The sequence below is a fragment of the Shewanella canadensis genome, from assembly GCF_003966225.1.
Classification (GTDB): Bacteria; Pseudomonadota; Gammaproteobacteria; order Enterobacterales; family Shewanellaceae; genus Shewanella; species Shewanella canadensis.
This window is the reverse complement of the sequence record NZ_RXNU01000007.1, coordinates 191,982-217,820: the sequence shown is the minus strand read 5'-3', so window position 1 is coordinate 217,820 and position 25,839 is coordinate 191,982. Positions and strand designations below refer to the sequence as shown.

Below are 25,839 nucleotides of genomic sequence, written 5' to 3'. Positions count from 1 at the left end.
GCGACATAAAAAGGACTGGTGAGTGTCATTCATATCTGTCTTTTTAGAGAGGCTTATAGAAAGGAATTAATCTTAATGAGCTGGAATTTGTCTAATCAAAAATAGAGCGCCGGTGATGACACTGGCGATTAACGTCAGACGCTCTGTGCGGTTGGCGCTGTGGCCAGTTTCCGATAATGCTGTTCGAGTCGAACAAACGTTGCCCGAGAATCCGCAGTCGAATAGGCTTTCGCTAGCATCAACACCCTGAGTAGCCCTTCATACAGTGAAGTCTTGGTGATACGGGTATCGATAGAGTGGATCTGCTTATAGCCAATCCAGAAGCTGACAATCATTTTAAGTGTCTCGGTAAGCGGGATTATCTCGTCCTGTTCTATCGAGAGGACGCCATCTTGATTTAATTTAATCAAGATCTGACTGCTACGGGTGAGTACCTGCTTCTGGGCGGCCAGGTAGAGTTTTTTTAGTTCATCATCACGACTTAGAATATCGGACAAATTCGCGTACATGAAACGAAACTCCCACATCGCATAGAACATAGCATCAAAGTAACTTATGAGAAGCTCAATGCTAATAGGTTCTCCCTCGTAGGGCTGAAAGCCTGACTCGAGGTGATCATGGTACAGGGCAAAAATGGAACGAATAATGTCCTCTTTATTACGGAAGTGGTAATAGAGGTTACCCGGGCTAATGCCCAGGTGCGCTGCGATATGATTGGTAGTGATATTCCTTTCACCGTGTTCGTTAAACAGCTCCAAGCTGGTATAGATAATTTTATCGCGGGTTTTCATTTGCGTCCTAATTGGATTCATTATTGATGAATAAAGCCCATCTTTAATCGACGGTTTGTCTGGCCAATTACCATTCTCTTCAATCACAGCCTTGTCCAGCTATCCTACGGAAGCTCTGAAACGAGCATTTTGAAGTAGCTTGGGTATACATACTAGCACTGACAGAATTAATCAGGCAAAGCTCAATTATAAAATGATTGTGAATGCTGCGAAGTGATACTCATCTCATTAAGTATTTTGGCAAATCAGACCACTTAGTTAGATAAGAGTAGGATAGTTAAGTCGTTAACGTCTATTCAGTAGAATGGTGCTGAGATGGAACCGCTGAGACGGCCGTCAAATAGGTCAATATTTAACGAACCGGGACTAATGGTGAGTCAAGCGGAGGGCAACGAAGGCTTATGACGCCAACGAGTGTACGTCTAAGCTGGGCATAAAGCAGGTGTTAGCCATGGCTTGATAATGCTGCTCGAGCCTGGTGAAGGTGCCTTGTGATTCAGGAGTTGCATGAGCCTTAAAGATCATGAGCACTCTGAGTAAGCCTTCATACAGAGAAGCCTTGGTTATGGTGGCATTAATTGAGTGTGTCTGTTTATAGCCAATCCAGAAACAGGCGATCATTCGCATCGTATCTGCAAGTGGCGTTATCTGCTCCTGCTCTATGGCGAGCACACCATCTTGTCTCAGTTTAGATAAGATGTGGCTGGAGCGAGTTAAGGCTTGTTGCTGGGTGTGCTGATATCGTTTCAGAACGGCCTCATCCCGAGTCAGGATATCGGTCAGGTTATCGTACATGAAGCGAAACTCCCAGAGGGTTTCGAACATAGTATCGAAATAACCAACGAGCAACTCCAGATTGACCTCTTGCCCCATATAAGGTTGAAAACCTGAGTCTAAATGAGCCTCATACAGGAGGAATATGGAGCTGATAATGTCTTCTTTATTACGAAAATGGTAATAGAGGTTTCCGGGGCTAATATTGAGGTAGGCGGCAATATGATTAGTTGTGATATTTCTTTCACCGCGCTCGTTAAATAACTTCAAACTGGCGTGGATGATTTTATCGCGGGTTTTCATATTGATCCTGAACACAGTAAATATAGACTGATTGAATAAGCTAACTCAACTTAACAAAAATGTCAGGTAAATTATCTTTAATCTGGGCCTTATAGGCGGGTTTAGTGTGTTAAAATTACTGACTTATATGATGCTATTTAATTAAGCGTATGGGCGAATGAACCGTTTTATTTATTCAATATTACTCTATCTACTCTTTCCTCTGTTGGTTATATATTTAGCCGTGCGTGCCATCAAGAGTCCCGATTACCGTGGTAGGTGGGGGGAGAGGTTTGGCCTTACATCCCTCAAGGGAAGCGACCTGCTTATTCATTCAGTCTCTATGGGGGAGACCCTTGCGGCCATCCCCCTGATCAGAGCTATTCAGCAAGCGCACCCTCGGCTTACAATTACCGTGACCACGACGAGTCCAACCGGCTCTGCCGAGGTGATAAAAGCCTTTGGTGACAGCGTTCAGCACTGTTATCTGCCTTTCGATCTGCCTTTCAGTGTTCGTCGATTCCTGAAACAGGTGAATCCGCAGTACTGCATTATTATGGAGACCGAGCTGTGGCCAAATTTGATCCATCAGGCCTCTCGCTGTGGAATCAAGTTGATGCTCGCCAATGCGCGTTTATCTGAGAAATCGGCCAGCCAGTATCAAAAGCAGATAACCCTTTCTCAACCTATGTTGCAGAGTCTTGATTCGATTGCGGCTCAGTCACAACAAGCCGCAGATCGTTTTATCGCATTAGGTGTGAGCGCCGACAGGGTTGAGGTGTGTGGCAGCTTAAAGTTCGATCTTACCATTGCCGATGACAAGCGTGAGCAGGCCAAGGCATTGCGCCAACAATGGCGCTCTGTAACCTGCCCGGTATGGATTGCCGGCAGCGTTCATCCCGGTGAATTCGATGCCATCCTGGCCGCCCACAGACACCTGTTGACGATAGCTCCGGATGCGCTGCTTATCATGGTGCCGCGTCATCCCGAGAAATTTGATGCGGCAGCGTCCAAGATATCGGACGCTGGATTTACCCTCGCCAGGCGCAGCTTGAAAGAGGGTGTCGATGGTGCAACTCAGGTGTTGCTTGGCGATACCATGGGGGAGTTATTGACCTTCTATGGGGCGGCCGATCAGGCATTTGTCGGTGGTACATTAATTGAGAATGGTGGCCATAACCCACTTGAGCCTGCGGCGCTGGGATTACCAGTCTTTGTCGGACCACATCATTGGGATTTCGCCGAGATCACGGGTCTGCTTAACGAGGCTGGTGCCTTGCAGGTGATCTCTTCGGCCGAAGAGTTAGCCACAGCTCTGGTGCGTAACTTTGAAGACAAGTCGGCATATCAGGTGGCCAGCAAGGCTGGGTTACGAGTTGTGGAGGCTAACAAGGGGGCGTTGCAGAAGCAGTTCTCTCTTGCAAATCGGTTGATCGCCTTCGAATAAAGGCTGATTACATTTTCTATGTTGGGTTTGGGTGTTGAGTGGTGCGCTTGAAGGTCGTACCTTCATTGTTGTTTATCACCTGCTGTGAGCTTATGTGCAGATACTTCTTCGGGACGCTGTAAAGCCATCCGTGGCCGCTTAACGAAAACATCCCTGTTTTCGATACCCTCAGCCGCATCTACACTTGGCAGATTTCAAGAAAGTGCTCTCTTCGATTATCTAAACTCTCGGTTTCTCCAGCTAAAATGGTCATTGATTCATATAGGTCTCACTGGTAACTTACTAAAATAATTGTGAATAAGTTGCATTCTGTAAGTTGTTTATCGGAATTCACGCTAATAAGCTTTTAAGTTGAAAATGAATATGTCAGACCGTAGTTTGAATTCAAAAATCTGGTTAATAGTGCTTAGTCTTATTCTGCTATTTCCTACTTTTTTCTGTGTTTCCGGAATTGTTACATCATTAGATTTAGAAAACCCAAGAAGGCATGAAGGTCTAATAGTTGTTGGTATTATGTTTATGTATTCTTTCTTTATATGGATTCCATTCTTGGTTACCTTGATAAAGAGTTGGGGAAAAAATAAGGTTGGCTTTAACCTGTTGGTATCAACCCCTTTTTTGATAATGCTTGGATGTTTTTTATATTCATTGTAGCAAGCAACGTAACAAACATTTCCATCCGATTACGCAAGCAGTCCCACTTCTTACTAGGTCCCGCAAAAAGATTAGCCAACAGAAAATCTAAATCGAAGAGGTGAACACTCAGGTGTGAACGCGGCTGTGACCTTCGACATCAGGGATGATGTCGCAGAGCCCACAGGGATTGTGCTTGCGGCGTGTCACAGAAGTGTTTACACGTAAGCCTGCTGCAAGCAATAAATACCAATGACGCTATGGTACTCAGTGGGCGACCAAGTACCAAATGAACCCAAATCAGAGATACTTCAAACTTGTTATCTGACAAGTCTTAAGCTTGTGAATAACCCTTCATCAAGCTTTGCCAGTTGGACTCGGTAAAGGCCAAAGTGGGGAGCTTAGCTAGCTCCTTTCTGAAGGAGCGTAACAACCTCTCCAGGTTGGCACCTTGCCACTTCGGGGCCGGTGTGCGAATTTCGCCTCTGTCGAAGTCGATAAGGTAGAACTTGTCTGGTGTGATAAGGATATTCTTGGCGTTGAGGTCGGCATGATAGACCCCTCGCTGGTGGAATTTCGCGATACAGGCGCCGAGTTGCTGCCATTGTAGGTCTGACATTGGCGACTTGCTCAGTTGGGCCACTAAATCTTGAGCGCCCTCTACGCGTTCGATGATGATATCGGCGCGATAATAGAGACCGTTTCTCTCTACGTTGGCTGCGATGGGGCGGGGGACTTCAAATCCTTCGCTGTACAGCAATTCCAATAGTGATAACTCAGCCACCGCTCTGGTGTTTTTCAGGCCGGTGTAAAAATAGGAGTCCTTGCTGATTTTTTCCATCAGCCCACCACGGTAGTAGTGGCGCAGCACCCATTCACTCTTGTCTGTCTCAGCCATATCGGGTTTAACAAACCAGGTGGTGTATCGCCCTTTGGATGAACCGGTTACAGCACTTTTGCTCTGCCAGTAATCGAAGGTAAACCACTGTGTAGAGATGGTTTCAAGCGCGGCATCGCAATATGCGATAGCGCCTGATGGGGTTTGTTTAATCTGCATATTGATTCGGATCGTCGCTTATAAGAGTGAAAGCCGGTTCTGATGTTCGCTATTCTACAATAACTTATGGCTATCGCGTAAATTTAGCGAGCTTGATGAGTGATTCGAGATTCTCTTGCCAGAGTTTAGCCTGAAGTAGGGCTTGAGATTGACTGATATCCAGTTGGCTGAATGTCGGGCGTATCGCCGCGGCCCCATACTCTCGGGATGAGATGGGAATAATTGGGATCTCTGTCTCCAACTTGCCATATTTCAGAGCCAACTGCTGAATCGTGACGGCAAATTGATACCAGGAGGTCTTGCCGCTATCGCACCAGTGATAGAGGGGAGACAGTGACTCTTGCTCCGTGAGTACCCATATAAACAGGGCCAGCTCTTTGGCTGAGGTCGGGCTGCTGATCTGATCCGATATCACCTTTATCTCAGGTTTTTCACGCATCAGTCTAAGCATGGTTTTAACGAAGTTATTGCCGTACTGCGAGTACACCGATGAGGTTCGTACTATGGTCGACCCGACTGGCATACATTGCCGCAGTGTCTTTTCACCGGCAAGCTTAGAGGTGCCATAGACATTGATAGGGTGCGGGCTATCTGAGATGGTGTAGGGAGTACTCTGTTTTCCATCAAAGACATAGTCGGTGGAGAGATGGATCAGACGTATATCTCTGTTTCGCGCCGCCACCGCAATATTTTTTACCGCAAGCTCATTGATTTCGAATGCTAATGAAGGCTCTGATTCGGCTAGATCAACCTGGGTATAGGCCGCCGTATTGATGATGAGATCCGCTTTATGAGTCGCGATAGCCGATTCTATCTCATCGATAACGGCTAAGTTAATATCTCTATGCCCGAGTGCGACGCATTCGATATGAGTGGGTTTATTGGCAATAAGCGCCTGGGCCAGCTGACCGCTTTTTCCTAAGATGAGTGCCTTCAACTTTGAGTTTGCCATGTTTTATGGTGTTTCATTCGTTCAATTCTTATCATCAGCCGAAACATTTCGATAGCTGCCATCCCGGATATGGTGACACCACTCCAGATTGTCCAAATACCACAGGATGGTTTTTACTATGCCGGACTCGAATGTTTCCACCGGCTTCCAGCCCAACTCCTCATCGATCTTGGTGGCATCGATGGCATAGCGAAGATCATGCCCCGGCCTGTCTTTGACATAAGTGATCAGTTGATTGAAGTCCTCGACGCCTGAGGGTTTGTTTTCAATCAGACAATTTAGCTGATCACAGATGGTGGTGATAACTTCAATATTCTGTTTTTCGTTATAGCCGCCGATATTATAGGTCGAGCCAGACTTGCCATCAGTCGCTACCTTGTAGAGGGCGCGGGCATGATCGTCGACATATAACCAGTCTCTGATCTGTTTTCCATCGCCATAAACCGGTAGAGGTTTCCCCTCCAAGGCGTTAAGAATCATCAGAGGAATCAGCTTTTCAGGAAATTGGTAGGGACCGTAGTTATTTGAACAGTTAGTTATCACCACGGGCAGTTGGAATGTACGACACCAGGCCCTGACCAGATGGTCCGAGGCGGCCTTACTTGCCGAGTAAGGCGAGCTTGGATTATATGGGCTCTGTTCGGTGAAGAGTCCGGTCTCACCCAGATCGCCATAGACCTCATCGGTTGAGATATGGTGAAACCTGAAGTCTTGTTGCTTACTGCCTTCAAGTTCAGTGAGATAAGTCCGACTCGCTTCGAGCAGGGTATAAGTTCCAAGAATATTGGTTTGTATAAACTCATCCGGCCCATCGATAGAGCGATCGACATGACTCTCGGCGGCGAGGTGCATGATGATATCCGGTCGATATTGTTTAATAACATTATCGACCAGGGGGCGGTCGCAGATGTCCCCAAGGATGAAATGGTAGCGCTCGTTACTCTCTATCGATGAGAGAGACTCCAGATTACCCGCATAGGTTAATTTATCCAGATTGATAACCCTGTGAGATGTCTCGTTAATCAGAAATCTTATCAGGGCTGAACCGATGAACCCGGCGCCGCCAGTTACCAGAATGGTTTCATTTCTGCTGATACTCATAGCCAGTGCTCTTGGCTGTTAAACGCTAAGCCTGCTCTATCTTTCTCCGACAGTATGGGTGGTGCTATGACGTCGGCCTTAGAACTGCTGACTTTGGATTTCGGCCAATCTATCGATAACTCACTATCGTTCCAGATGATGGTTTTCTCGAACTCCGGCGCGTAATAATCGGTACATTTATAGATACAGTCTGCCGATTCTGAGATGACATAGAAGCCGTGGGCAAACCCTGCCGGGATCCAGAGTTGGCGTCTGTTTTCTTCACAAAGGTAGGTACCGAACCACTGTCCGTATGTGGGACTCTCTCTGCGCAGGTCAACGGCCACATCGAATACCTCTCCGGAGATGACACGCACCAGTTTTCCCTGAGTCTGACTGGATTGATAGTGCAGCCCCCTCAGTATCCCTCGCTTGGATCGACTGTGGTTTTCCTGAACAAAATGAACATCGCTGACATGCTCCCTGAACCAGGAGTCCCGAAATGATTCGAAGAAGAAACCTCTCTCATCGCCAAACAGCTTGGGTTCGATGATCTTGAGATCTGCAATGGGGGTGTCGATGACTTTCATCTCGGGCCTGTTAACGCAAGCATTGGGAAATTACCTTCAATAATAACACCTTCTCGGGGCCTGAGCGGTTCGGTTTATTAGCTTAGTGAGCCTGATGTTAAGAATTGTCAGTTAAAGCTTGGAACCGGAACGGGTTCTACATTAAACTTTGCTGGTTCTATCCATCAACTCCCGAGCACTATGAGCTTAAAACTTAATAAGATTAACTCCCTATGTCTGTTGCGTTTATCCGCCATAGGCGATGTATGCCATGCTGTGGCTATGGTGCAGGCGATACAGAGAAAATACCCGCAACTTAAGATAACCTGGGTGATAGGCAAGGTTGAGTATCAATTGCTTAAGCATCTTGAGGGGATTGAGTTTGTTATTTTTGACAAGTCACAGGGTTGGCGCAGTTATTTCAATTTAAGGAAAGCATTAGCGGGGCAGAGGTTCGATGTGCTGCTGCATATGCAAGTGGCACTGAGAGCTACACTCGCTTCATTGGCCATATCTGCCAAGGTTCGAGTCGGTTTCGATCGTTTCAGAGCTAAAGAGGGGCAGTGGTTGGTGACAAACCACAAGATTGAGCCGCAAGATACGCCACATGTACTCGAAGGCTTTATGGGCTTCGCAAAAGCGCTTGGTGTGACAGACCTCTCCCCCAAGTGGGATATTCCGGTTCCGCCAGCCGATACCGAGTTTGCCCAGAAGATGATCCCAGATGGCGATAAAACCTTAGTTATCTGCGCTGCGGCCAGTAAGGCAGAACGTAACTGGTTACCCGAGCGTTATGCCGCGGTGGCGCAGCACGCCATATCTAAGGGCTATAGGGTCGTACTCTGTGGCGGACCCACCGCATCGGAGAGAGCCTTAGCCGAAGATATTCAAACGGCTTGCGCTCAAGCGCTGGAGAATATGGTGGGCAAGACCTCACTCACCCAGCTGTTGGCTGTACTTAAGCAGGCTACCATCGTTTTGGCTCCCGATACCGGCCCGACCCATATGGCGGTGACTCAGGGAACGCCTGTGATTGGGCTTTATGCGCACTCTAATCCGGGAAGAACCGGACCCTATACCTGCTTAGACTCAGTGGTTAGTGTCTACGATGAAGTAATAAAGAGTCAGACTGAAGGCGAGAACCCTTGGGGTAAAAGAGCTAAAGGAGAGCACTTGATGGAGCTTATTTCCGTCGAGACAGTCACTGCAATGTTCGATAGCAGATCTAACATTTGATCCCTTTACAGAGCGGTGATGGCCTTTAATCCTGTAAGCTATTTGGGCTGCTTAGCCGATTTTTGTGCAGTATTTGGTTCAGCATTGGACTGGCTTTGAGCTTGGTGCTGATGGTGCTCATATAACTTGGCTTCTTTAATAAATGAGTAATAAGCATCCATAATAGCTAAGATAAAGCCTCTCATGCCTGAGAACATCTTGCGTTGAATGAAATATTCCTTCAGAAAAATGAGTGGAAAAATGGTAATAAGCTTGATGTAGGAAAATTGCTTGTCTCTATTCAGCTTCTCATCGGCTTTTAAACTGGAATATTTATTATTTTTTGATGTTATGGCTTCGATAGAGCCGTAGCCGTAGTGGTCAAATGTTTCATTAATAAAGGTTTCGATGCCTTTAACTGTCGCACTCTCATGAACCATTTTAGATTCATCGAAATGAGCCTTGTCACGTTTAAAAAAACGGTGATTATTAGGCTTTTTACTCCAGGCAGAGAGTGGCTTTCCGATGAAAATATCATTACGCCAAAAGCGGACACTGTCAGCGGTGTTCTGATCAATGATGGCTTGTAAGGATTTGATTAAACGTTCATTGATTACTTCATCGCCATCTAAATTTAGAACCCAGTCATTGCTGCACAGGGATAGGGCGTATTGCTTCTGCTTGGCGTAGCCCATCCAAGCATGGGAGTATACCTTTGCTCCGAAGCGTTCGGCTATCTCTACTGTTTTATCTGTGCTACCTGAGTCGACGACAATAATTTCATCCATGCAAGCAACGCTCGAAAGTGCTTTTCCTATGTGTTCCTCTTCGTTTTTAGTTACAAAGAAGACGCTTATCGGTATTGTCATTGGTAATGTGGTAAATATCTGAGTGAGCAATGCAACAATTATACATCAAAAAGGGAACGGCTAAAATCCAGTTTAAAAAATTCTAACCCAAGGGGTTCTATTGGCTTTCTCACAGCCTGAAAAAATGCCTTTTCTTGTGCTAGTATGCTCACCCTTTATGGACTTAAGTTGGCTTTTAGAATGAAATTTAAAATCTTTGTGATTAACCTGGATACTAGTTTAGATCGACTGGCAAGTATTCAGAAGTCGTGCGACCATCTAGAGTTGAGATTTCAGCGAGTGTCAGCCGTATTAGGAAGCGATCTAGGGAAGGAGGAGAAAGCAAAGGTTTACAACTTAAGAGATAACCTAAGAAAATACGATAAAGCTTTGAACGATGGCGAGATAGGGTGTTATTTGAGTCATGCTGAGTGCTGGACAAAAATCATTGAAGATGAGTTGGATTATGCTCTGGTACTGGAAGATGACGCTATTCTTACCGATGAACTACCGTTATATATTGAAAAGCTAGCGGCGTCATGCCATGAGTGGGATTACATCAGATTGTCTCATGGGAGTAAGGTTAAGCCCGTTATTAGTAGTGTAGACTTAGGTGAGGGGCTCTTCTTACAAAGAGCGCTTAAACTAAACTCGACAACGACGGGACAGTTTATCTCTTTTCGTGGGGCAGAGAAGTTGCTATCGAGTGCCTTTCCAATTTCACGTCCCGTCGATATTGATATTCAGCACTGGTATGAAACGTCGCTGCGTTGTTTTGTGGTCAGCCCATTCCCTGTACTTAACCATGATTTTGAAAGTGAAATTAATCAATTTTCCGATCGTCGTGATGTAAAAAAACGTCCTATCAGGCGTATCTGGCAGAAAGTGAAGTTTGAAGTCTTGCTGGTGTTGAACTACTTTAGGCTACCCAAACTTCCTCGTTAATTATACTTGAGCTAATTTATTTTCTCAGCCATCTCTTACTTCCTGAAAGCACTATTTTCACCCATGCCCTGATTGAATCTTTAGTTTTTTCAGTTAATACATCTTTATAGATATCGCAGTAGTCAATGATGTACTTTATCTCTCGCCCAGGGAGTGACTATTATGTCGGCATCAACTCTTTTCCCATACTCTTTAAAGCTTGCTACCGCAGCTTTATGCATAGGGTTATCACCAATGGCAAGTGTAAAAATGATTCGGTTTGAGCGAGAGTTGCGTTGTTTCATTGTCACGCCTTCTGTGTCTGACCCCGCAGGCTTTGAGAGTGAAATCGATAGGCTGGCCTGCATAAGGGTTATGTTCAACGCCGACCACTTAAGCGCATCTGGTTGCGAGTTATTTACGAGATAAGCATGTTGTTAAATGCGTTTAAATTGCCACCCTTTCCCAAAATGAAGAGTTGATTGTTGCTCTTTATATGAGGCTTTGATGACAGATACCGTAAAAATTAAATTACGGTATCTGAAGTATTATTTATTGTTACGGATTTAAATTACCACTCTCCCCTATGGCTTAGAAGAAAATTTAGAGAAGTACCAGTTGAGCAGTGGCTTAGGTAATTTGTATTTTTTCTTAAGTTTAGTCAGATATAAACTCCAAACTGAACACTTAAGCGACTCCAGTTCTTTCGAATCTACGATGTTGGCAAATATTCGACAGTAATCGGCGATGTACTGGATTTCACGTTGTCTGGACTTTGGGCTGAAACCACGTCCTGCATAATGGATGAAATCAGCCTTTTGATAATCTGTGATGCCTAGTAGATCCATGCGATTAAAATAGGGATCTGCTTCAACATACTTTATTTTGTGTTTCTGAATGATGTAGTTGGTGTATGTCTGCTCATAGAACTTGATCGAGTTACATAAAGACTGCAGATCACTGAGCTTCATTAAGTTGAACAGAGGGGATGGTTTAGATACTAATAACATCCCCATGTTGAAATAGGTAAGTTTACCATCTCTGCGCTGCCAGTCTTCAACAGGCTCAAGTTGCCGGCATATCTCATTGATCACTGGCGTTCGGTCACGGTAGAGTCCTTCATTGAACATATAAACCGTGTCTTGATCTGGGTACACCTCGAAGATATCCCTTGCCGATGGGGTAATAATAAAATCGGCATCCAGATAGAGTACTCGATCATACTTTTTCAGGAGCTCCCCGATATACAATTTTTCTGACCAAGCAGGATTCGCATCATATTTAGGTTTGCTGATATCGATCTTGTAGTGAAGCTCTTCAGACACGATTAAGTCGGCACCGACCCTATCAGCATATATTTGAAAGCTATTCAATGCGGCCTTGTACATAGGGTTATCACCTATGGCAAGGGTGAATATGGCTCTTTTCATTTTGAAACCTTGTCTTAAATGGTGAAACTATTTTATGGAAACAGAGTCAGTGTTTTCTATGCTGTTTAGCATTTTTTTATAAGTCCGCTCTACTTCACCGACACAGATATCGCTTACATGGCCCTTGCCTTGGGTAGCATAGAGTACTTGAGTGCGGTCATTGATTGGTGGTGCCCAGTAAGGTTTCTTTTGGCGCATCATAGCGATGAGTGGCCGCTGGCTTGCCGTGGCAAAGTGCATGATCGCGGTTTCGACAGTGATGACAACATCAGATTGAGCAATGATGGAGGGCAACTCAAAGAAATGTTCATTAACGGTAAAAACAGCTACTTGAAATGGTGATAATGATGACGATTCGAGTACGGACTTTTCCATTTCGTTCAGATTTTCACCCGTTACATTGATGATAAAACGTATATCTGGTGTATTTTGCCCAATTTTTTCGATTAGTTGGAATAACTGCTGCTGTTGCCAATCTCGTTTACTATTCGTGGATAGATGATTGAGGAAAACGACTCTCCCTTGACGTTCAGGAACGGAAAATTTTGCTTTTAACCAGTTCTGAGTAATCATCTTTATTTCATCAGGGATTGCTAAAGATGGCATAAAGTCGGCCTTGTCTAATGTCAATCCCGTAATGCTATTAAGCAGTTGGTAATATCGGTCAGTAATGTGGTCATTTGCAGGGAGTCGGTCTGTATCCAGTTTAAAAACCTTATCACTACCTCGAAAAAAATAAGCGTCAAACAGTCCCATCAATTTTGATTTGCCGATGCTGGAGACAATAAATCCATTTGGTGATATTTGCCTTGCAATATCAGAGAACTGCTCACTCTTACTCCCCGAGTGGGTAATAATCAGATCATAATCTAAGGCTTTAGCTTGGGTAATTTGCGCTTGTAAACTGTCATTAGAGTCACAGCATCCATAACATCGAGTGAAAGCTGGTTCGGCTGTGATCCATTGTTGCATAATTTGGCTGCGAGACAGACGCCATGCATCTTTATTATTTCGGTTATCGTCAAGCCAAATATCAACTTCTATGTGGGGCTGCTGAGCTTTAAATGCGGCTAGAAAAGTTTTGATATAGAGGAAATCACCCAAAGCCAGGGGAGAGATAAAGAGTAATCGCTTTGCGCTGTTTAGTTGTGAGCTTGAAATGAGTGACATTGACAATTTGCCATGCTGTTACAGAGTTAGCCTAAAGGATACATGGCTTTGAGTTTACTGAAAACTCCCATCTATTGTTATTGCCGGGTTTGCTTCTTTTGAAGTTCATTATTCAAATGCATTTATATATGCTTTTTCTAGTTGGGCCTTAGGTATTGAGCTTAGCTTCTCTAAAAATGTCATACGACCTTTGCGCATTTCAGGGCTGATAGCTAAAGCTTCAAAAAATTCATCTTTGCTAATATTTAAGGAGTCGGGGGTGCTACGAATATTGAAGCCATCTATACATTCTAGTACTGAAGGATTTAGAGCCGGTAAATTAAGGAGTACTCTTATATGGTGGCAATACTTCATTCCCAGTGCTACTTGTTCACCATGTAAACCATCCCCAAGGTTGAGGTAATCTAGCGCATGGCTAATCAAATGTTCTGCGCCGGAGCAGGGGCGAGAGTCTCCCGAAAATCCCATCGCCAGCCCCGACAAAATAAGTCCTTCGGCGAGTTGGGTGATCACAGCTTGATCTGTGAGTGACAGGTGCTGCATGCCGACTATCTCATTTGCTGCAGATTTGGCGAGCAGATAGGAAAACCCATCAACATCGGCTCTGTCTTTGGCATAGTTCATATCAAGTAATGCACAATAGTTTGAAAGAAGATCGCCAATACCAGCTTGAGTAAGGCGCATCGGTGCTTGAGAGCAGAGCTTTGTATCGACGATGATGACATTGGGAATTGCAGCAGGCAGGCTGAGCTTTTTTCCTGATTCATCAAAAATTACGGCAATAGGGGAAGAGACACAATCGCTGGAAAGTGCTGTCGGTATTACAATGAGTTCAATATGACGTAGGCTTGCTAACCGTTTGCATACATCGAGAACTTTTCCTCCGCCGAAGGCCACGACGGTCTGGATTTGTAGCTCTGCACAAATGGCATCGATTTGAGATACATTCGTAAAGTCAGCTTTTTCTATTACATGTGTAGTGCAGCTTTTACTGGCCCATAAATGGGATAAGACCTGTTCAGCCAATGTCTTCACACCATCATCTATGGCCAGCAGTACTCCTTGGGAAAGTGGTAAGTTTGATAACAGAGGTGTATTTGCTATCGCATCTTTCTCAACGAGCAACTGGGCAGGAAACTCCAAGTGTCGAGTGCTGAGCTTCCTTGTGAAGTCTGACAATTATGCCTCCTTGATCTGTTTTAGTAAGGTGCTGGTACTGACGGATTTATGATATTCAGTATAGGCTAGGCTTACACCTTGCTCGTCGAGATATGATTGAGTGCACCGAATTTGTGCTAAATATGATTCATGTTCCCAGTCATCACCATGAACAATGACGTCGATATTGTATTTTTCAATAATAGGTTTGATATCAAAACTATTGGTGACTTCGACCTGTGAAACACAGCTGAGCGCATTGAGAATAGTTGCCCTATCATCTTCACTATATATTGGACGCCGCTTATATTTTTCGGTCATCTCATCGCCATTAATCAATATAATGAGTTCATCACCAAATTCTGAGGCTTTCTGAAGGAACTCGACATGACCTCGATGAAAAAGATCGAATACACCGACCACTAAAACTTTTTTAGACATTTAGCACCATAGAGTTGCTGCTCCATAAACGGATATATGAAACACGATATTACAGTTATGAAAGAATCGCTATGATAAAGCAAAGTCAGTTTTTGAGAAACCATGATATGACCTAATGTATCTCCTTTATGTAGATAACACTTGTGTGGCAAGGACAAAAAAACGATAGTCTTAGGTGTATGTGCTACAATCGCCGCATTAATTTTCGAGTGAACTTTGATGAGTCATACTTGTCTCTGGTTTGTATTAAGCTTTCGTTCTCGAAGCATTTGTAAGAAGGTTTTCCGTGATCTGTTTTGATGTTTTACATCCCTATTATCTTCCACAATACTTGCCCGTTAAGGATGAGTTAATTAAACGTGGGGAAACAGCACATTTTATTGTTTATCGAAATCTTGAGCAGCAAGCGGCGCTGGATGCCTTGGTGTCTCAGCATCAATTGAATGTTCAATGGGTTAATAATGCAGAGGAAGCGTTGGCTTTTTATCTGGAAAATAAGCCTAAGTGGGTTATCTTTGGTAACAGTTTTGATGCTTCATCAAAACTAAAAGGGATATCGAAAACAGCGCTGATGCAGCACGGCATCGGTCCCAAAGCGTGTTATTATACTGTGTCAGAATCAGATATGGATGTACGTTTTGTTGAGGGAGAGTATCGTTTAAACCGATTACAACAGCTATTTCCCTCAAAAACATTTATCGATACAGGATACGCAAAATTAGATCCAATCCTACAAGGTTGTGAAAAGGGATTAGATCTAAAAGCTATCGGTTTAGATCCTTCTAAACCTACTTTACTCTACGCTCCGACTTTTTACCCTAGTAGTATCGAGAAGATGGCTAAACAGTGGCCTGAGCATTTTGCCGAATACAATATTTTACTTAAACCTCACTATTTTTCTTTGAGTAAAGCGGGTTACAAAAAGCAGAAGCAGCTTCTTGAGTTCTGGGCTTCATACGATAATGTTTATTTAGCTCCAGTCGAAGAAACAAATTTAGTTCCCTTTATGGCAAGTGCAGATCTGCTGATTAGTGATGCTTCATCGGCACTATTTGAGTTTGCCGCTCTGGATAAGCCTGTAGTCTGGTGTGATTTTTACCATTTAAGGTGGAGTTATCGGGGAATATTTAAGTTTAGATTTAATAAACGCATGGATAATGACTTGTATCGGTATGCGGGCGTTGCGGCCCATGCTGAAACATATGGAAACTTAAAGGCTGTTGTCGATGAACAGCTGATAAATCCAGATTTGTTTGCACCTCAGCGTGCTAAATATACTCAAGAGCTAGCCGGCCGGGTTGATGGCTTAGCCAGCAAGCGGATTGTAAATTATCTTCTTGGTTAGATTTTCTTCGTTAATACAGAAGTCAATTTAGACAATTATTGAATGGAATAAAAATGCACACTAGAGCCATCTACCCCGGGACATTCGATCCCGTTACTAATGGTCATGCCGATCTCATCGAGCGAGCGGCTAAGTTATTTAAGCATGTGGTGATTGGGATTGCGGCCAACCCCTCTAAGAAGCCTAGATTCACATTAGAGGAGCGTGTGGCCTTGCTTCAGCTGGTGACGTCACACTTAGATAACGTCGAGGTCGTGGGCTTTAGTGGCTTGCTGGTGGACTTTGCCAAGGAGCAAAAGGCGAGCGTATTACTCCGTGGTCTAAGAGCCGTTTCTGACTTTGAGTATGAATTTCAGTTGGCGAATATGAATCGTCGTTTAAGTTCAGATCTTGAAAGCGTATTTTTAACGCCCGCGGAAGAGAACTCATTTATCTCATCGACGCTGGTAAAAGAGGTCGCGCATCATGGCGGTGATGTCAGTCAATTTGTTCACCCTGAAGTTGCGAAAGCACTGATGACAAAAGTTTGAGAGTGAAAGTTATAATGATGGAAACAGTAAAGTCATTTGGTGTGCGGGCTTTTGCAGTACTCAGCTTATTTATCTCCTTTATCTCTGTCTCCGCGCCTTGGGTGGACACGTCGGATATCTATCTGCGAGCCGATATTCAGGCGCTTGCCGATGAAGGCGTGATCACGGTTCCCGTCAATACCTACCCTTTGATGTGGGCCGGTATCGGTGCGGATCTAAGTAAGGTTGAGCCTTCGGTATTGTCCCCTTCGATAGCGCAAGCCTTTGCCCGGGTGAACTACTATTATCGAAATGCGGTCGAGAATCGCGGTAATACCAGAATAAAAGTGGCAGCGGCAACCGATGCGGCTCGTTTTCAGCATTTTGGGTCCGACTACAGCGAGCAGGGTGAGCTTCAAGCATCCTACGAGTATATGGGCGATCGCTTTGCCTTTAAGGCCTCGGCTTCAGCTAACTATGATCCCAGTGATGATAAAGAGTTCAGACTCGATGACTCCTATATGGCGGCAATCTTAGGCAACTGGATTTTTACCGCCGGCGCCATAGAGCAGTGGTGGGGACCCGGATTCGACTCATCAATGCACAGATCAAACAATGCACGACCACTGCCTTCAGTGATGATCAGTCGTAACAATGCCGCAGCCTTTGAAACTCCCTGGTTATCCTGGCTCGGGCCTTGGACCTTAACCGCGGGCATAAGCCGTTTAGAGGAGGAGCGTGCTATTGCAAATCCGCTACTGTGGAGCTTCCGTAGTTCACTGCGCCCCTTCAGACAATTAGAGGTTGGTTTCTCTTGGAGTACGCAGTTTTGTGGTGAAGGCGAAGAGTGCTCTATGGAGAGTGCCTTAAAGTCTATTACCGGTCAGCGTGATTGCCGTAATGATACGGGCGGTGGCTGTACCAACTATGGTAACCAGATGGCCGGTTATGATATCCGTTTCAGTGATACCTGGTTCGATATTCCGTTTGGTGTCTATTACGAGAAAACCTGTGAGGATGCCAAGGGCTCCGCCCCCTGGGATATTGTCGATTGTGGTCATATGGGTGGAGTTGATACCCGTTTCAATTTTGAAAACCAGCAATACAAACTGTTTTTTGAGATGACTGACACCATGGTGTTCTGTGGTGCAGACCCGACGGTGTTTAACTGTATGTATGAGCACGGTGATTACAAGAGTGGTTCTCGTTACTACGGTAAGGCGTACGGCAGTACCTATGACAGCGACGCTAAAGTCTATGTGTTGGGATTGATTGGACAGTTTGCCGACAGCCGTGGCATCACCTCGCTATTACGTTACGCCCAGCTGAATAAAGATGGTTCCAGTCCGGCTAATGGCTGGGCGCCTCAGCCTGCGAAAGAAGATCTGTTAATGCTGGAGCTTAGCTACCGTATGCCTATCTGGAAAGGGATGATGAGTGTCGGTGGTACAGTGTCTCAATCGGAATTTGAGGTCGAAGATAAACAAACCGATGCGACCCTGTTCGGCACTTACGAGTATCGTTTTTAAAAGAAGAGTCTAGGAGCTAGAGTCTAGGTTCTAAAAGCAGCTCGCTGCGCTCTAGCAGTGAGCCTGCGAACGTCCTCGTTGCCACATAGTGGCGTTCTCGAAGGCGTTTTTTCAGCCTTCTACCTAGTCTGGCATATACCACAAAAGACTGTGGTTCTCTGGCCCAGTTTTATCTCGCTGAGCAGATTGCCACATTGGGTGCAGGTCTCACCTCCGCGCCCATAAACATGTAGCTTCTGAGCAAAATATCCGGGTTTGCCTTCGGCATTGGTGAAGTCTTTCAGTGTGGTTCCACCTTGCTTGATGGCATTCGCCAAGATCTGTTTTACCTCGGTAACCAGAATCGTCAACCTTTCAGTGTCGACATTTCCCGCCTGAGTCTCGGGATGAATGCCTGCCGCAAACAGCGCTTCGTTGGCATAGATATTACCGACCCCTACGACAATATGGTTATCCATTAAACAGAGCTTAATGGCTTTCTTCTTATTCTTTAATATCTGTTCAAGATAGGCCGGATTAAACCCATCCTTTAGTGGCTCAGGCCCGAGCTTTGACAGTAGGGGATGCGCCTCTTCCGGTAGTTCACACCATAGCCAGGCCCCGAAGCGACGAGGGTCGTTAAACCTAAGTACCTTGCCACTGGCCAGCTCTAAATCGATATGATCATGCTTCTCGACAGGCGTGTTCCTGGAGACGATTCTCAGACTTCCTGACATGCCAAGATGCACGATTGTCGTGCCGGCGTCGGTATCGATAAGCAGGTACTTCGCCCTACGACGCACGTTTCGAATGGTCTCCCCCACGATCTGCTGTGCGATATCCGGTACCGGCCAGCGAAGGCTGGCGTTACGCACAGTGAGTGCCGTTGCTTGTTGATCGACTAAATAAGGAGTGATCCCTTGGCGGGTAACTTCTACTTCGGGCAATTCAGGCATATTTATTCTCGGACAGGTCGATAAGGTTAAGGCCGTAGCTAATTGGGGCTTCGGTCTTCATTGTAAATGTTATCTCGTTAGCTATCGGTATTTGATGCCGCGGTTATTTTGATGATCGGTGAAAGCCCTTCTCTTTGGCTGGGAGGGATCAGGTACCAGTTATTAGCGGGGGATTTCAGTAGTCCCAGCTTTTCATACCAGCTCCAGGGCTGCGCTTGCTCACTGTTGTCGATAACTATGATGACCTCTTTGGGAGTGTCGGCACTGGAATGTTCGAATAGTTCTTGCTGATCGACGAGTGGAGATAGCTGTATCTCGCTCCAGGCTTTTGCCCATAACTGGCAATTTAGAATTTTTGGATGGCATTGCCAGTTGCTACTGCCTTTGTTGAGCCAGAGTTCGTTCACTTGCAGTTGTGCTAAAGGAGAAGTGTCATCGAAAAGTGGATGAGCATCATCGGGTAGCTGAGATGTTTTGTCATCTAATAGAGTGAGTATGGTGATCATCAGTAGGGAAGCGATAATGATTACGTTATTCCATTTTTTTCGAGATAGAGCCATGGCATCAAGTTTCAGCGTGGTTGAGTGACGGTAAATAATCAGTCTATCATGCATAATGCTAATCGGTATAAAGATGTGATTGCCGAGCGAGAATTTAGCCCTTCTGGGGCAAGGTCATTTATTGCTCCTGCATAAATGACATTCACTACGTCCCTGTAGCTCGCTGCGAGGAACGAGTCACAACAGGTAAAAGCTATTTATTTTTTTTGGGGGGGGTAATAAAAAAGGTTGGAAGCAATTGCTTTCAACCTTTTCTAATCGATTGGTGCTAGTTTGCCACTATCCGCCTGTCGCGTTCATAAAGCGTAAGATCTGTACATCGCCCTCGGGCCCAAAAACATGCTCTTTGGGTTTAAGCTTGATGGCATCTAAAATGGCAGTTTTTAACTTCTCGATATCACCGGGAAATGCTCTGAGAATGGCTTTGAGATCCACGGAGTGTTCATTGCCTAAACAGAGTAACAGGCGGCCTTCTACAGTGACGCGAACGCGGTTACACTCATGGCAGAAGTTGTTGCTGTGGGGAGAGATGAAGCCTACATGAATAGAGCTACCAGGCATGGTGTAGTAACGCGCGGGTCCACCTGTACGCTTGTCAGATACACTGAGTTCATACCGCTTAGAGATAATAGCTTTTACCTCCTCACTGCTGCAGTGACGACTCTTCTTGCGTTCATCGATAATGCCGAGTGGCATCTCTTCGATGAAAGCGATGTCCAACTCTCTACCACGACAAAACTCGATCAAGTCCAGAACTTCATCATCATTTTGGCCTCTGAGAATAACCGCATTGATCTTGATGCGTGTAAAGCCGGCGGCTTTAGCGGCATCGATCCCCTCAATGACACGCTCAAGCTTGCCATTACGGGTCAATTCGGTGAAGAGTTCAGGTTTTAATGTATCCAGACTGATATTGAGCCTGCCAAGACCCGAGCCTCGCATCTTTTCGGCAAACTTGGTCAGTCGGGAGCCATTGGTGGTCATCGATAGCTCCGATAACCCTGGCAGGGCGCCGAGCATTTTTACCAGTTGGTCACAGTCTGTGCGTACCAAAGGTTCGCCGCCGGTGAGACGAATTTTTTTTACACCCAGCTCAGTAAATGCCTGACCCACCCAGGCCAGCTCCTCTAAGCTGAGGACTTGTTCACGATTGAGAAAACAGGGATCTTCGCTCATGCAGTACACACAACGAAAATCACATCTGTCAGTAACAGAAAGACGCAAATATTCTACCTTACGTCCGAAGGTATCGACGATCAAACTCATACTAGCTACCTACAAAAACACCGTATTGGCTCAGCTATCTGAGCCAATACAGAAAACAGTTAAACAGAGATCAACAACTAGAGTAGATCGGCAAAAGGTTGAATATAAACGGTATCACCAGGATTTAACTGATCATCTTTTTCGTTGATAACGATGAAACAGTTTCCTTTTACCATAGAGCTCAACATCCCTGAACCTTGTGCGCCGGTCGTCGTGACATGTAGTTTCCCATCGGTACCTAAGTGATAGACGCCTCTGGTAAATTCGGTGCGACCCACGCGGCTACGTAAACCTGTATCCGTTATCGCAGGTACCATAGTCGGAGCCCAACTGTTTTCTCCGGCGAGCTTTCTAAGTGCAGGTTGTACAAATTGCATGAAGGAGACCATAACCGCAACCGGGTTACCGGGTAATCCGAAGAAGAGGCTATCGCCAATCTGTCCGAAGGCGAGTGGTCGTCCCGGTCGCATATTGATACGCCAGAAGTTAATCTGGCCGACTCGCTCGAGTGCCAGCTTGATAAAATCGGCATCGCCGACGGATACACCGCCGGAGCTGATTACCACATCGGCATCGACCGCGGCTTGGCTAAGTGCATCGGCAAGTGCATCTTCTGAGTCGTGAATGATCCCAAGATCGATGACTTCACAGCCTAACTTTCTGACCATAGATTTTATGGTGAAGCGGTTTGAGTCGTAGATGCAGTTCGGTTTTAGTGGCTCTCCTGGCTGACATACTTCATCACCGGTTGAGAAAACGGCAACTCTGGGGCGTTTGAATACCGGCAGCTGGCCAAAACCCAGTGAGGCCAGTAGTCCCTGCTCTGGTGCTTGCAGTCGAGTGTTGGCGGCAAGAGCCGTGTGGCCTTTAGCTATATCCTCGCCTGCGAGCCTGATATGTTGTCCCAAGGTGATACCCCCCTGGAAGCTAACTTGACCTTCGAGCTCTATGGCCAACTCTTTCATCTGAACGGTATCTGCACCGGCGGGTACCGTTGCACCGGTCATGATACGTACCGCTTCGCCTGCCTGTAGCACCTTCGAGTATTGATGTCCCGCCATGACGTCGGCGACAATCTGATAACTGGCTAGCATGGGGCTGGAGTGCTTGAAGGCGTACCCGTCCATGGCCGAATTGGTCTGTTGTGGCACATCGACAGGAGATATCGCATCTTCGGCCAGTACCAGGCTGTTGAGCTCATCCAGAGGGAGCGTTTCACTGGCCGTGATGGGAGCAACGTAAGATAAGATCTTATCTATGCCTTGTCTTACCGACAGGGTTTTACTGGTATCGACCTCGCAACCACACTCAGGCGCCGGTGAGAGGGGTAAGTTAACGCTCTCAGGCTGCCAGTTTTTAGCATACTCGATAACGAAGTCGGCAATTTGAGCGACATCATTGATATCCAGTCGTCTTAAGTCGCCAGGAAGTTCAGTCTCATCACAGCAGGCGATTGCCTGAATGTTCTTGTCATGGGTATGAATAAAAGGTTTATCGTGGGCGGCACGATGGAGCTCAATCTTTGGTAGCTCGAGTTTTTTGAAGCCTTCAACCAATACAATATCGACACTATCTTGTTCAATCTGCTGGAGCAGGTGAGGTAGCTTAGGGTCATCCCCGACGGCATCTTCCGTCATCAATGCCCATCTTACGTGTGAGGCGACCAGCATCTGGCGAGCACCTGCCTTACGCATTTCATAACTGTCTTTACCAGGAATATCCACATCGAAGTTATGATGAGCATGCTTTATAACTGCTAACTTCATTCCCCTGCTGTTTAACTCGGGGATCAGTTTCTTTAATAGCGTGGTCTTTCCTGTGCCACTATAGGCACAAAATCCGAGAACAGGAATTGTTAACGGATTGGTAAAAGGGATGCTCATTTAAACCTCGGTTTTTATTTGGCAATTGCCTCAGAAAGTTGTTGTTTTTGTTCTGGCGTATTCACATTAACAAAGGCGTTCGGCTGATCTGAAAAGTCAGCTACGGCGCAGTTATGTTTAGCGTACCAAAAGTCGATTTTACGTTCACCAGCATCTAAGAAGGCTTTCATCGAGTCTCTTAATTCTGGCTTCAAAAGTAGTACTACAGGTTGTTCGCGCTCCCCGTCACTTGCTACGGCAAGGTCGGCATTTTCTTTCTCTAATTGGGAGAGCATGCGCTCGACAAGGTCAGTCGGCAAAAGCGGACAATCACAAGGAACGACAAGGAGATACTTGGCCTGTGTCTGCCCCATTGCAGTGATCATTCCTGCTAGTGGCCCAAGATAACCAGAGTCTTCGTCACTGATAACTTTATAACCGAACTCAGCATAACGGGTTTGGTTACGGTTTGCGTTGATCAGGATCTCTCTAACTTGTGGTTTTATGCGATCTATGGCGTGTTTTACCATAGGTTGCGCCTGAAGTTCGACTAAACCCTTGTCATTTCCCCCCATGCGCCTGGCCATGCCTCCGGCTAAAATAACTGCATCAATTTGCAATGACATATCTTGGTTCCTGTAGATTGATTGGAGCTGAGTCTGCTGAGTCTGGAATATTATTTGCCGTGTAAGATGACATTATATGTTGATTCTCAATGACCCAGGTTTGATTGCATAAACTTGTTAGCACACAAGACTGGTGGCTACTGATTAACATTCCCGTTCCAAGCTGCTGAAGATCAGAGATCATGGTCAGCACCAAATCTTGTGAAAACCTGTCCATATTGGATGTCGGCTCATCTAACATTAATAACTTAGGCTGCATTATCCAGGCTCTGGCGATAGCGAGTCGTTGCTTCTCTCCTCCGGATAGGCTCGATGCCGCTTGGTTTTTGAGATGAGTTAATTCAGCCATCTCAATTGCAGTTTGGGTGCGCTCACTCAGTTGCTGTTTTGTCATGTTGCAAAACGGATGAGGGTAACTCAGATTATATTCGACGCTGCCATCGAACAGATACGGATGTTGATGTAGATAGACGGCTTTGCCTAACAAGGCATTGGAACGCCACCATGGCAGTGGCTCAAAGCCTTCAGTTGTTATGGCCCCTCTGCTGGGAGATATCAGACCGGCAAGCAGTTTCATCAGGGTGGTTTTGCCACAACCGTTATCGCCCTGAAGGTGTATCGTTTGTCCCTGAGACAACTGAAGCCTGTCGACACTGAATATATGTCTTTCACCAAACTTCATTTCTAAATTATTAGCGACTAATTTGACCATATCTAATGGCTCCTCGGCTCTGCTTTGCCTCTGAGCGTCCCTAAAGTAAAGTTAAGCACGAGAGATAAAATGAGCAGAACAAGACCTAGGGCTATTGCCTGGGCAAAGTCGCCTTTGCTGGTCTCGAGTGCAATAGCGGTAGGGATGTTTCGGGTAACATCTGCAATATTTCCACCGACCATCATGGAGCAACCTACTTCAGTCAAGATGCGGCTAAACCCAGCCACAATCGCCATGAGTAACGGGACTTTAAGCTCTCTACAGACTGTCAAGATGCCCCTGAACCAAGAGGCGCCAAGGGTGCGTGATGTTTCCCAGGCTCTACGGTCGACGCTGGTAAAAGCCGCTTGACTCATTGCGACTAACACGGGAGCGCAGATCATCATCTGGCCTAAAATCATGCCTTTTTGAGTAAATAGCCATCTCAGATCACCCAGAGGGCCCATGCGGGTCAGCATAAGGTAGACGAGCAGGCCAATGACGACGGTAGGAATTGACTGGAGAGTCTGAATTAAATTGGTGACAAACCAGCGACCGGGAAAGCGGCCAAAAGCCAGCATGAATCCCAATATCATCGACGGCAGCAGGGTGATCCCTAGGGCCGCAAAAGATACCGAAAAAGATACAGAAACAATGGACCACACATCAGGGTCCAATGAAAACAGCAGGCCTAAGGCCTGCTGTAAAAGGGCTAACCAGCCTTCATTCATCTGTGATAGCCCGATTTAGATAACTGGATACCCAGACCATTAGATGTGTCCGCTGTGTAGCATTTTAAAAAATGGCCTAACCAGAATCTTAGAGTCATTCGCTATAAGTTGCCTTAAATAGTTGCTCACCTTGAACTTTATAACTATTGATCATGCCTTGAGCTTCGGCGCCAATCAACCAATCACTAAAGGCTCTGGCGCCTTTGTGGTTTAGATCAGGATATTTTGCAGGGTTAATTAACATGATCTGGTATGGGTTTGCTAATGCCTGGCCGCCATCAAAATCGATAGCCATATCCAGCTTTGCTTTGTAGGCCACGAAGGTACCACGATCAGAAAGTGTGTAACCTTGAAGTTCGTTTGCCATCAATAGGGTTTTACCCATTCCTTGACCAACAGACTTATAACCGGCAAAAGAGGCATCGACCTTAGCATTGTTCCAGATGATCATCTCTTTCATGTTTGTGCCGGAGTTGTCTCCACGAGAAACAAAAATGGCGCCTGATTCGGCTATTTTAGCAAATGCCTCTTCAACTGTCTTACTGTTACGGATCTTAGCCGGGTCATTTTTAGGGCCCAAGATCACAAAATCGTTTTCCATGATGCCGCGAGGCAAAAGACCGAAACCTTCATCTACAAATTTAGCTTCTGCTGCAGGGGCATGTGTCATGATGACGTCGACATCGCCTTGACGGGCAAGCTTGAGGGCCTTACCGGTACCGGTTGCAATGACCTGAACTTTGTAACCGCTTTGGGCTTCAAATTTTGGTAATAAGTTTTTCAATAAGCCTGAGTTCTCAGTACTTGTTGTTGTGGCTAACTTTATAATCTCTTCGGCTTGTGCCGGCATACCTGTGACTAAGGTTGCGGCTAATGCAAAGCTGAAGATAGATTTAAGGTTTAACATTCTTGCTCCTTGGCGATTAAATAATGAAGATTCTTTGCCAAAACTAATCTTCTACAAATTATGCCAGTTTATTTAGCAAATTTGATGCCAAATGTCATCGATGCGTA

Annotated in this window: 26 protein-coding genes; 6 read left to right on the top strand and 20 right to left on the bottom strand. The window is 45.6% G+C overall.

The features are described 5' to 3' along the window. Positions 1–134: 134 nt before the first annotated feature. Both EKG38_RS14990 and EKG38_RS14985 read right to left on the bottom strand, forming a co-directional pair. A complete protein-coding gene (locus EKG38_RS14990; RefSeq protein ID WP_126521037.1) occupies positions 135–791 on the bottom strand; it encodes a TetR/AcrR family transcriptional regulator in 657 nt (218 codons plus the stop codon). Between the two features lie 399 nt (positions 792–1,190). Further along, positions 1,191–1,868 carry a TetR/AcrR family transcriptional regulator gene (locus EKG38_RS14985; protein ID WP_126521036.1) on the bottom strand — a complete coding sequence of 226 codons (678 nt, stop codon included), beginning with the start codon at positions 1,866–1,868 and terminating at the stop codon, positions 1,191–1,193. 157 nt (positions 1,869–2,025) lie between these two features. On the opposite strand from EKG38_RS14985, the gene waaA reads away from it, so the two are divergent. Beyond that, on the top strand, positions 2,026–3,294 hold the full coding sequence (gene waaA / locus EKG38_RS14980; protein ID WP_126521035.1) for a lipid IV(A) 3-deoxy-D-manno-octulosonic acid transferase: 1,269 nt from the start codon (positions 2,026–2,028) through the stop codon (positions 3,292–3,294). Positions 3,295–4,261: 967 nt separating this feature from the next. Here waaA and EKG38_RS14975 read toward each other — a convergent pair. The 4 genes from EKG38_RS14975 to rfbC all read right to left on the bottom strand — a co-directional run bounded on the left by EKG38_RS14975 (position 4,262) and on the right by rfbC (position 7,606). Continuing rightward, positions 4,262–4,984 carry a 3-deoxy-D-manno-octulosonic acid kinase gene (locus EKG38_RS14975; RefSeq protein ID WP_185826867.1) on the bottom strand — a complete coding sequence of 241 codons (723 nt, stop codon included), beginning with the start codon at positions 4,982–4,984 and terminating at the stop codon, positions 4,262–4,264. 70 nt (positions 4,985–5,054) lie between these two features. Continuing rightward, positions 5,055–5,936 (bottom strand): dTDP-4-dehydrorhamnose reductase, encoded by an 882-nt coding sequence (rfbD, locus tag EKG38_RS14970; protein ID WP_126521033.1) that lies wholly within the window; start codon positions 5,934–5,936, stop codon positions 5,055–5,057. A 21-nt stretch (positions 5,937–5,957) separates the two neighbouring features. After that, the gene (gene rfbB, locus EKG38_RS14965) at positions 5,958–7,037 is read right to left on the bottom strand and encodes a dTDP-glucose 4,6-dehydratase (RefSeq protein ID WP_126521032.1); all 1,080 of its coding nucleotides are present in this window, start codon (positions 7,035–7,037) and stop codon (positions 5,958–5,960) included. Beyond that, positions 7,034–7,606 (bottom strand): dTDP-4-dehydrorhamnose 3,5-epimerase, encoded by a 573-nt coding sequence (rfbC, locus tag EKG38_RS14960; RefSeq protein WP_126521031.1) that lies wholly within the window; start codon positions 7,604–7,606, stop codon positions 7,034–7,036. Before rfbC ends, rfbB begins: the two co-directional genes overlap by 4 nt. Positions 7,607–7,786: 180 nt before the next feature. On the opposite strand from rfbC, the gene EKG38_RS14955 reads away from it, so the two are divergent. Next, positions 7,787–8,821 (top strand): glycosyltransferase family 9 protein, encoded by a 1,035-nt coding sequence (locus tag EKG38_RS14955; protein WP_126521030.1) that lies wholly within the window; start codon positions 7,787–7,789, stop codon positions 8,819–8,821. A gap of 38 nt (positions 8,822–8,859) precedes the next feature. On the opposite strand, the gene EKG38_RS14950 is transcribed toward EKG38_RS14955, so the two are convergent. Continuing rightward, on the bottom strand, positions 8,860–9,669 hold the full coding sequence (locus tag EKG38_RS14950) for a glycosyltransferase family 2 protein (protein ID WP_126521029.1): 810 nt from the start codon (positions 9,667–9,669) through the stop codon (positions 8,860–8,862). Between the two features lie 180 nt (positions 9,670–9,849). On the opposite strand from EKG38_RS14950, the gene EKG38_RS14945 reads away from it, so the two are divergent. Continuing rightward, the gene (locus EKG38_RS14945) at positions 9,850–10,593 is read left to right on the top strand and encodes a glycosyltransferase family 25 protein (RefSeq protein ID WP_126521028.1); all 744 of its coding nucleotides are present in this window, start codon (positions 9,850–9,852) and stop codon (positions 10,591–10,593) included. Between the two features lie 122 nt (positions 10,594–10,715). On the opposite strand, the gene EKG38_RS24960 is transcribed toward EKG38_RS14945, so the two are convergent. The 5 genes from EKG38_RS24960 to EKG38_RS14925 all read right to left on the bottom strand — a co-directional run bounded on the left by EKG38_RS24960 (position 10,716) and on the right by EKG38_RS14925 (position 14,771). Continuing rightward, the gene (locus tag EKG38_RS24960; protein ID WP_185826866.1) at positions 10,716–10,877 is read right to left on the bottom strand and encodes a hypothetical protein; all 162 of its coding nucleotides are present in this window, start codon (positions 10,875–10,877) and stop codon (positions 10,716–10,718) included. Positions 10,878–11,156: 279 nt separating this feature from the next. Next, entirely contained in the window at positions 11,157–12,002 is an 846-nt protein-coding gene (locus EKG38_RS14940; protein WP_126521027.1) for a glycosyltransferase, read from the bottom strand. A gap of 27 nt (positions 12,003–12,029) precedes the next feature. Continuing rightward, complete coding sequence (locus tag EKG38_RS14935) at positions 12,030–13,172, bottom strand: glycosyltransferase family 9 protein (RefSeq protein WP_126521026.1); 1,143 nt, start codon at positions 13,170–13,172, stop codon at positions 12,030–12,032. A gap of 108 nt (positions 13,173–13,280) precedes the next feature. Next, positions 13,281–14,351 carry an iron-containing alcohol dehydrogenase gene (locus EKG38_RS14930; RefSeq protein WP_126521025.1) on the bottom strand — a complete coding sequence of 357 codons (1,071 nt, stop codon included), beginning with the start codon at positions 14,349–14,351 and terminating at the stop codon, positions 13,281–13,283. Next, positions 14,352–14,771: an FAD synthase family protein gene (locus tag EKG38_RS14925; protein ID WP_012004252.1), complete on the bottom strand. Its 420-nt coding sequence runs from the start codon at positions 14,769–14,771 to the stop codon at positions 14,352–14,354. 286 nt (positions 14,772–15,057) lie between these two features. On the opposite strand from EKG38_RS14925, the gene EKG38_RS14920 reads away from it, so the two are divergent. Genes EKG38_RS14920 through EKG38_RS14910 form a run of 3 tightly spaced genes read left to right on the top strand, consistent with a single transcriptional unit; the run spans position 15,058 to position 18,154 of the window. Continuing rightward, positions 15,058–16,116: a CDP-glycerol glycerophosphotransferase family protein gene (locus tag EKG38_RS14920; RefSeq protein ID WP_126521024.1), complete on the top strand. Its 1,059-nt coding sequence runs from the start codon at positions 15,058–15,060 to the stop codon at positions 16,114–16,116. A gap of 53 nt (positions 16,117–16,169) precedes the next feature. Then, entirely contained in the window at positions 16,170–16,646 is a 477-nt protein-coding gene (coaD, locus tag EKG38_RS14915) for a pantetheine-phosphate adenylyltransferase (RefSeq protein WP_126521023.1), read from the top strand. A gap of 14 nt (positions 16,647–16,660) precedes the next feature. Next, complete coding sequence (locus tag EKG38_RS14910) at positions 16,661–18,154, top strand: capsule assembly Wzi family protein (RefSeq protein WP_126521022.1); 1,494 nt, start codon at positions 16,661–16,663, stop codon at positions 18,152–18,154. Between the two features lie 119 nt (positions 18,155–18,273). Here EKG38_RS14910 and mutM read toward each other — a convergent pair whose 3' ends face one another. From mutM to EKG38_RS14870, 8 genes are all read right to left on the bottom strand, one after another. Further along, a complete protein-coding gene (gene mutM, locus EKG38_RS14905; protein ID WP_126521021.1) occupies positions 18,274–19,089 on the bottom strand; it encodes a bifunctional DNA-formamidopyrimidine glycosylase/DNA-(apurinic or apyrimidinic site) lyase in 816 nt (271 codons plus the stop codon). 77 nt (positions 19,090–19,166) lie between these two features. Continuing rightward, positions 19,167–19,649 carry a hypothetical protein gene (locus EKG38_RS14900; RefSeq protein WP_126521020.1) on the bottom strand — a complete coding sequence of 161 codons (483 nt, stop codon included), beginning with the start codon at positions 19,647–19,649 and terminating at the stop codon, positions 19,167–19,169. A 279-nt stretch (positions 19,650–19,928) separates the two neighbouring features. Further along, positions 19,929–20,915, bottom strand: a complete 987-nt coding sequence (gene moaA, locus EKG38_RS14895; protein ID WP_126521019.1) for a GTP 3',8-cyclase MoaA — start codon at positions 20,913–20,915, stop codon at positions 19,929–19,931. 77 nt (positions 20,916–20,992) lie between these two features. Beyond that, positions 20,993–22,798 carry a bifunctional molybdopterin-guanine dinucleotide biosynthesis adaptor protein MobB/molybdopterin molybdotransferase MoeA gene (locus tag EKG38_RS14890; RefSeq protein ID WP_126521018.1) on the bottom strand — a complete coding sequence of 602 codons (1,806 nt, stop codon included), beginning with the start codon at positions 22,796–22,798 and terminating at the stop codon, positions 20,993–20,995. A gap of 14 nt (positions 22,799–22,812) precedes the next feature. After that, positions 22,813–23,403 carry a molybdenum cofactor guanylyltransferase MobA gene (mobA, locus tag EKG38_RS14885; RefSeq protein ID WP_126521017.1) on the bottom strand — a complete coding sequence of 197 codons (591 nt, stop codon included), beginning with the start codon at positions 23,401–23,403 and terminating at the stop codon, positions 22,813–22,815. Beyond that, entirely contained in the window at positions 23,387–24,115 is a 729-nt protein-coding gene (locus EKG38_RS14880; protein WP_126521016.1) for an ABC transporter ATP-binding protein, read from the bottom strand. Before EKG38_RS14880 ends, mobA begins: the two co-directional genes overlap by 17 nt. A 2-nt stretch (positions 24,116–24,117) precedes the next feature. Next, on the bottom strand, positions 24,118–24,825 hold the full coding sequence (locus EKG38_RS14875; RefSeq protein ID WP_126521015.1) for an ABC transporter permease: 708 nt from the start codon (positions 24,823–24,825) through the stop codon (positions 24,118–24,120). Between the two features lie 94 nt (positions 24,826–24,919). Continuing rightward, positions 24,920–25,732, bottom strand: a complete 813-nt coding sequence (locus tag EKG38_RS14870; RefSeq protein WP_126521014.1) for an ABC transporter substrate-binding protein — start codon at positions 25,730–25,732, stop codon at positions 24,920–24,922. Positions 25,733–25,839: the final 107 nt, after the last annotated feature.

Bases quoted from the DNA above. Each gene is read 5' to 3' on its own strand.
- EKG38_RS14935 (WP_126521026.1), bottom strand. From the start codon at position 13,172: ATGTCACTCATTTCAAGCTCACAACTAAACAGCGCAAAGCGATTACTC.
- rfbB (WP_126521032.1), bottom strand. From the start codon at position 7,037: ATGAGTATCAGCAGAAATGAAACCATTCTGGTAACTGGCGGCGCCGGG.
- coaD (WP_126521023.1), top strand. From the start codon at position 16,170: ATGCACACTAGAGCCATCTACCCCGGGACATTCGATCCCGTTACTAAT.
- moaA (WP_126521019.1), bottom strand. From the start codon at position 20,915: ATGAGTTTGATCGTCGATACCTTCGGACGTAAGGTAGAATATTTGCGT.
- EKG38_RS14955 (WP_126521030.1), top strand. From the start codon at position 7,787: ATGAGCTTAAAACTTAATAAGATTAACTCCCTATGTCTGTTGCGTTTA.
- mutM (WP_126521021.1), bottom strand. From the start codon at position 19,089: ATGCCTGAATTGCCCGAAGTAGAAGTTACCCGCCAAGGGATCACTCCT.
- EKG38_RS14910 (WP_126521022.1), top strand. From the start codon at position 16,661: ATGATGGAAACAGTAAAGTCATTTGGTGTGCGGGCTTTTGCAGTACTC.
- EKG38_RS14925 (WP_012004252.1), bottom strand. From the start codon at position 14,771: ATGTCTAAAAAAGTTTTAGTGGTCGGTGTATTCGATCTTTTTCATCGA.
- EKG38_RS14900 (WP_126521020.1), bottom strand. From the start codon at position 19,649: ATGGCTCTATCTCGAAAAAAATGGAATAACGTAATCATTATCGCTTCC.
- EKG38_RS14975 (WP_185826867.1), bottom strand. From the start codon at position 4,984: ATGCAGATTAAACAAACCCCATCAGGCGCTATCGCATATTGCGATGCC.
- EKG38_RS14890 (WP_126521018.1), bottom strand. From the start codon at position 22,798: ATGAGCATCCCTTTTACCAATCCGTTAACAATTCCTGTTCTCGGATTT.
- EKG38_RS14875 (WP_126521015.1), bottom strand. From the start codon at position 24,825: ATGAATGAAGGCTGGTTAGCCCTTTTACAGCAGGCCTTAGGCCTGCTG.
- EKG38_RS14880 (WP_126521016.1), bottom strand. From the start codon at position 24,115: ATGGTCAAATTAGTCGCTAATAATTTAGAAATGAAGTTTGGTGAAAGA.
- waaA (WP_126521035.1), top strand. From the start codon at position 2,026: ATGAACCGTTTTATTTATTCAATATTACTCTATCTACTCTTTCCTCTG.
- mobA (WP_126521017.1), bottom strand. From the start codon at position 23,403: ATGTCATTGCAAATTGATGCAGTTATTTTAGCCGGAGGCATGGCCAGG.
- EKG38_RS14985 (WP_126521036.1), bottom strand. From the start codon at position 1,868: ATGAAAACCCGCGATAAAATCATCCACGCCAGTTTGAAGTTATTTAAC.
- EKG38_RS14945 (WP_126521028.1), top strand. From the start codon at position 9,850: ATGAAATTTAAAATCTTTGTGATTAACCTGGATACTAGTTTAGATCGA.
- EKG38_RS14940 (WP_126521027.1), bottom strand. From the start codon at position 12,002: ATGAAAAGAGCCATATTCACCCTTGCCATAGGTGATAACCCTATGTAC.
- EKG38_RS24960 (WP_185826866.1), bottom strand. From the start codon at position 10,877: ATGAAACAACGCAACTCTCGCTCAAACCGAATCATTTTTACACTTGCC.
- rfbD (WP_126521033.1), bottom strand. From the start codon at position 5,936: ATGGCAAACTCAAAGTTGAAGGCACTCATCTTAGGAAAAAGCGGTCAG.
- EKG38_RS14990 (WP_126521037.1), bottom strand. From the start codon at position 791: ATGAAAACCCGCGATAAAATTATCTATACCAGCTTGGAGCTGTTTAAC.
- rfbC (WP_126521031.1), bottom strand. From the start codon at position 7,606: ATGAAAGTCATCGACACCCCCATTGCAGATCTCAAGATCATCGAACCC.
- EKG38_RS14870 (WP_126521014.1), bottom strand. From the start codon at position 25,732: ATGTTAAACCTTAAATCTATCTTCAGCTTTGCATTAGCCGCAACCTTA.
- EKG38_RS14950 (WP_126521029.1), bottom strand. From the start codon at position 9,669: ATGACAATACCGATAAGCGTCTTCTTTGTAACTAAAAACGAAGAGGAA.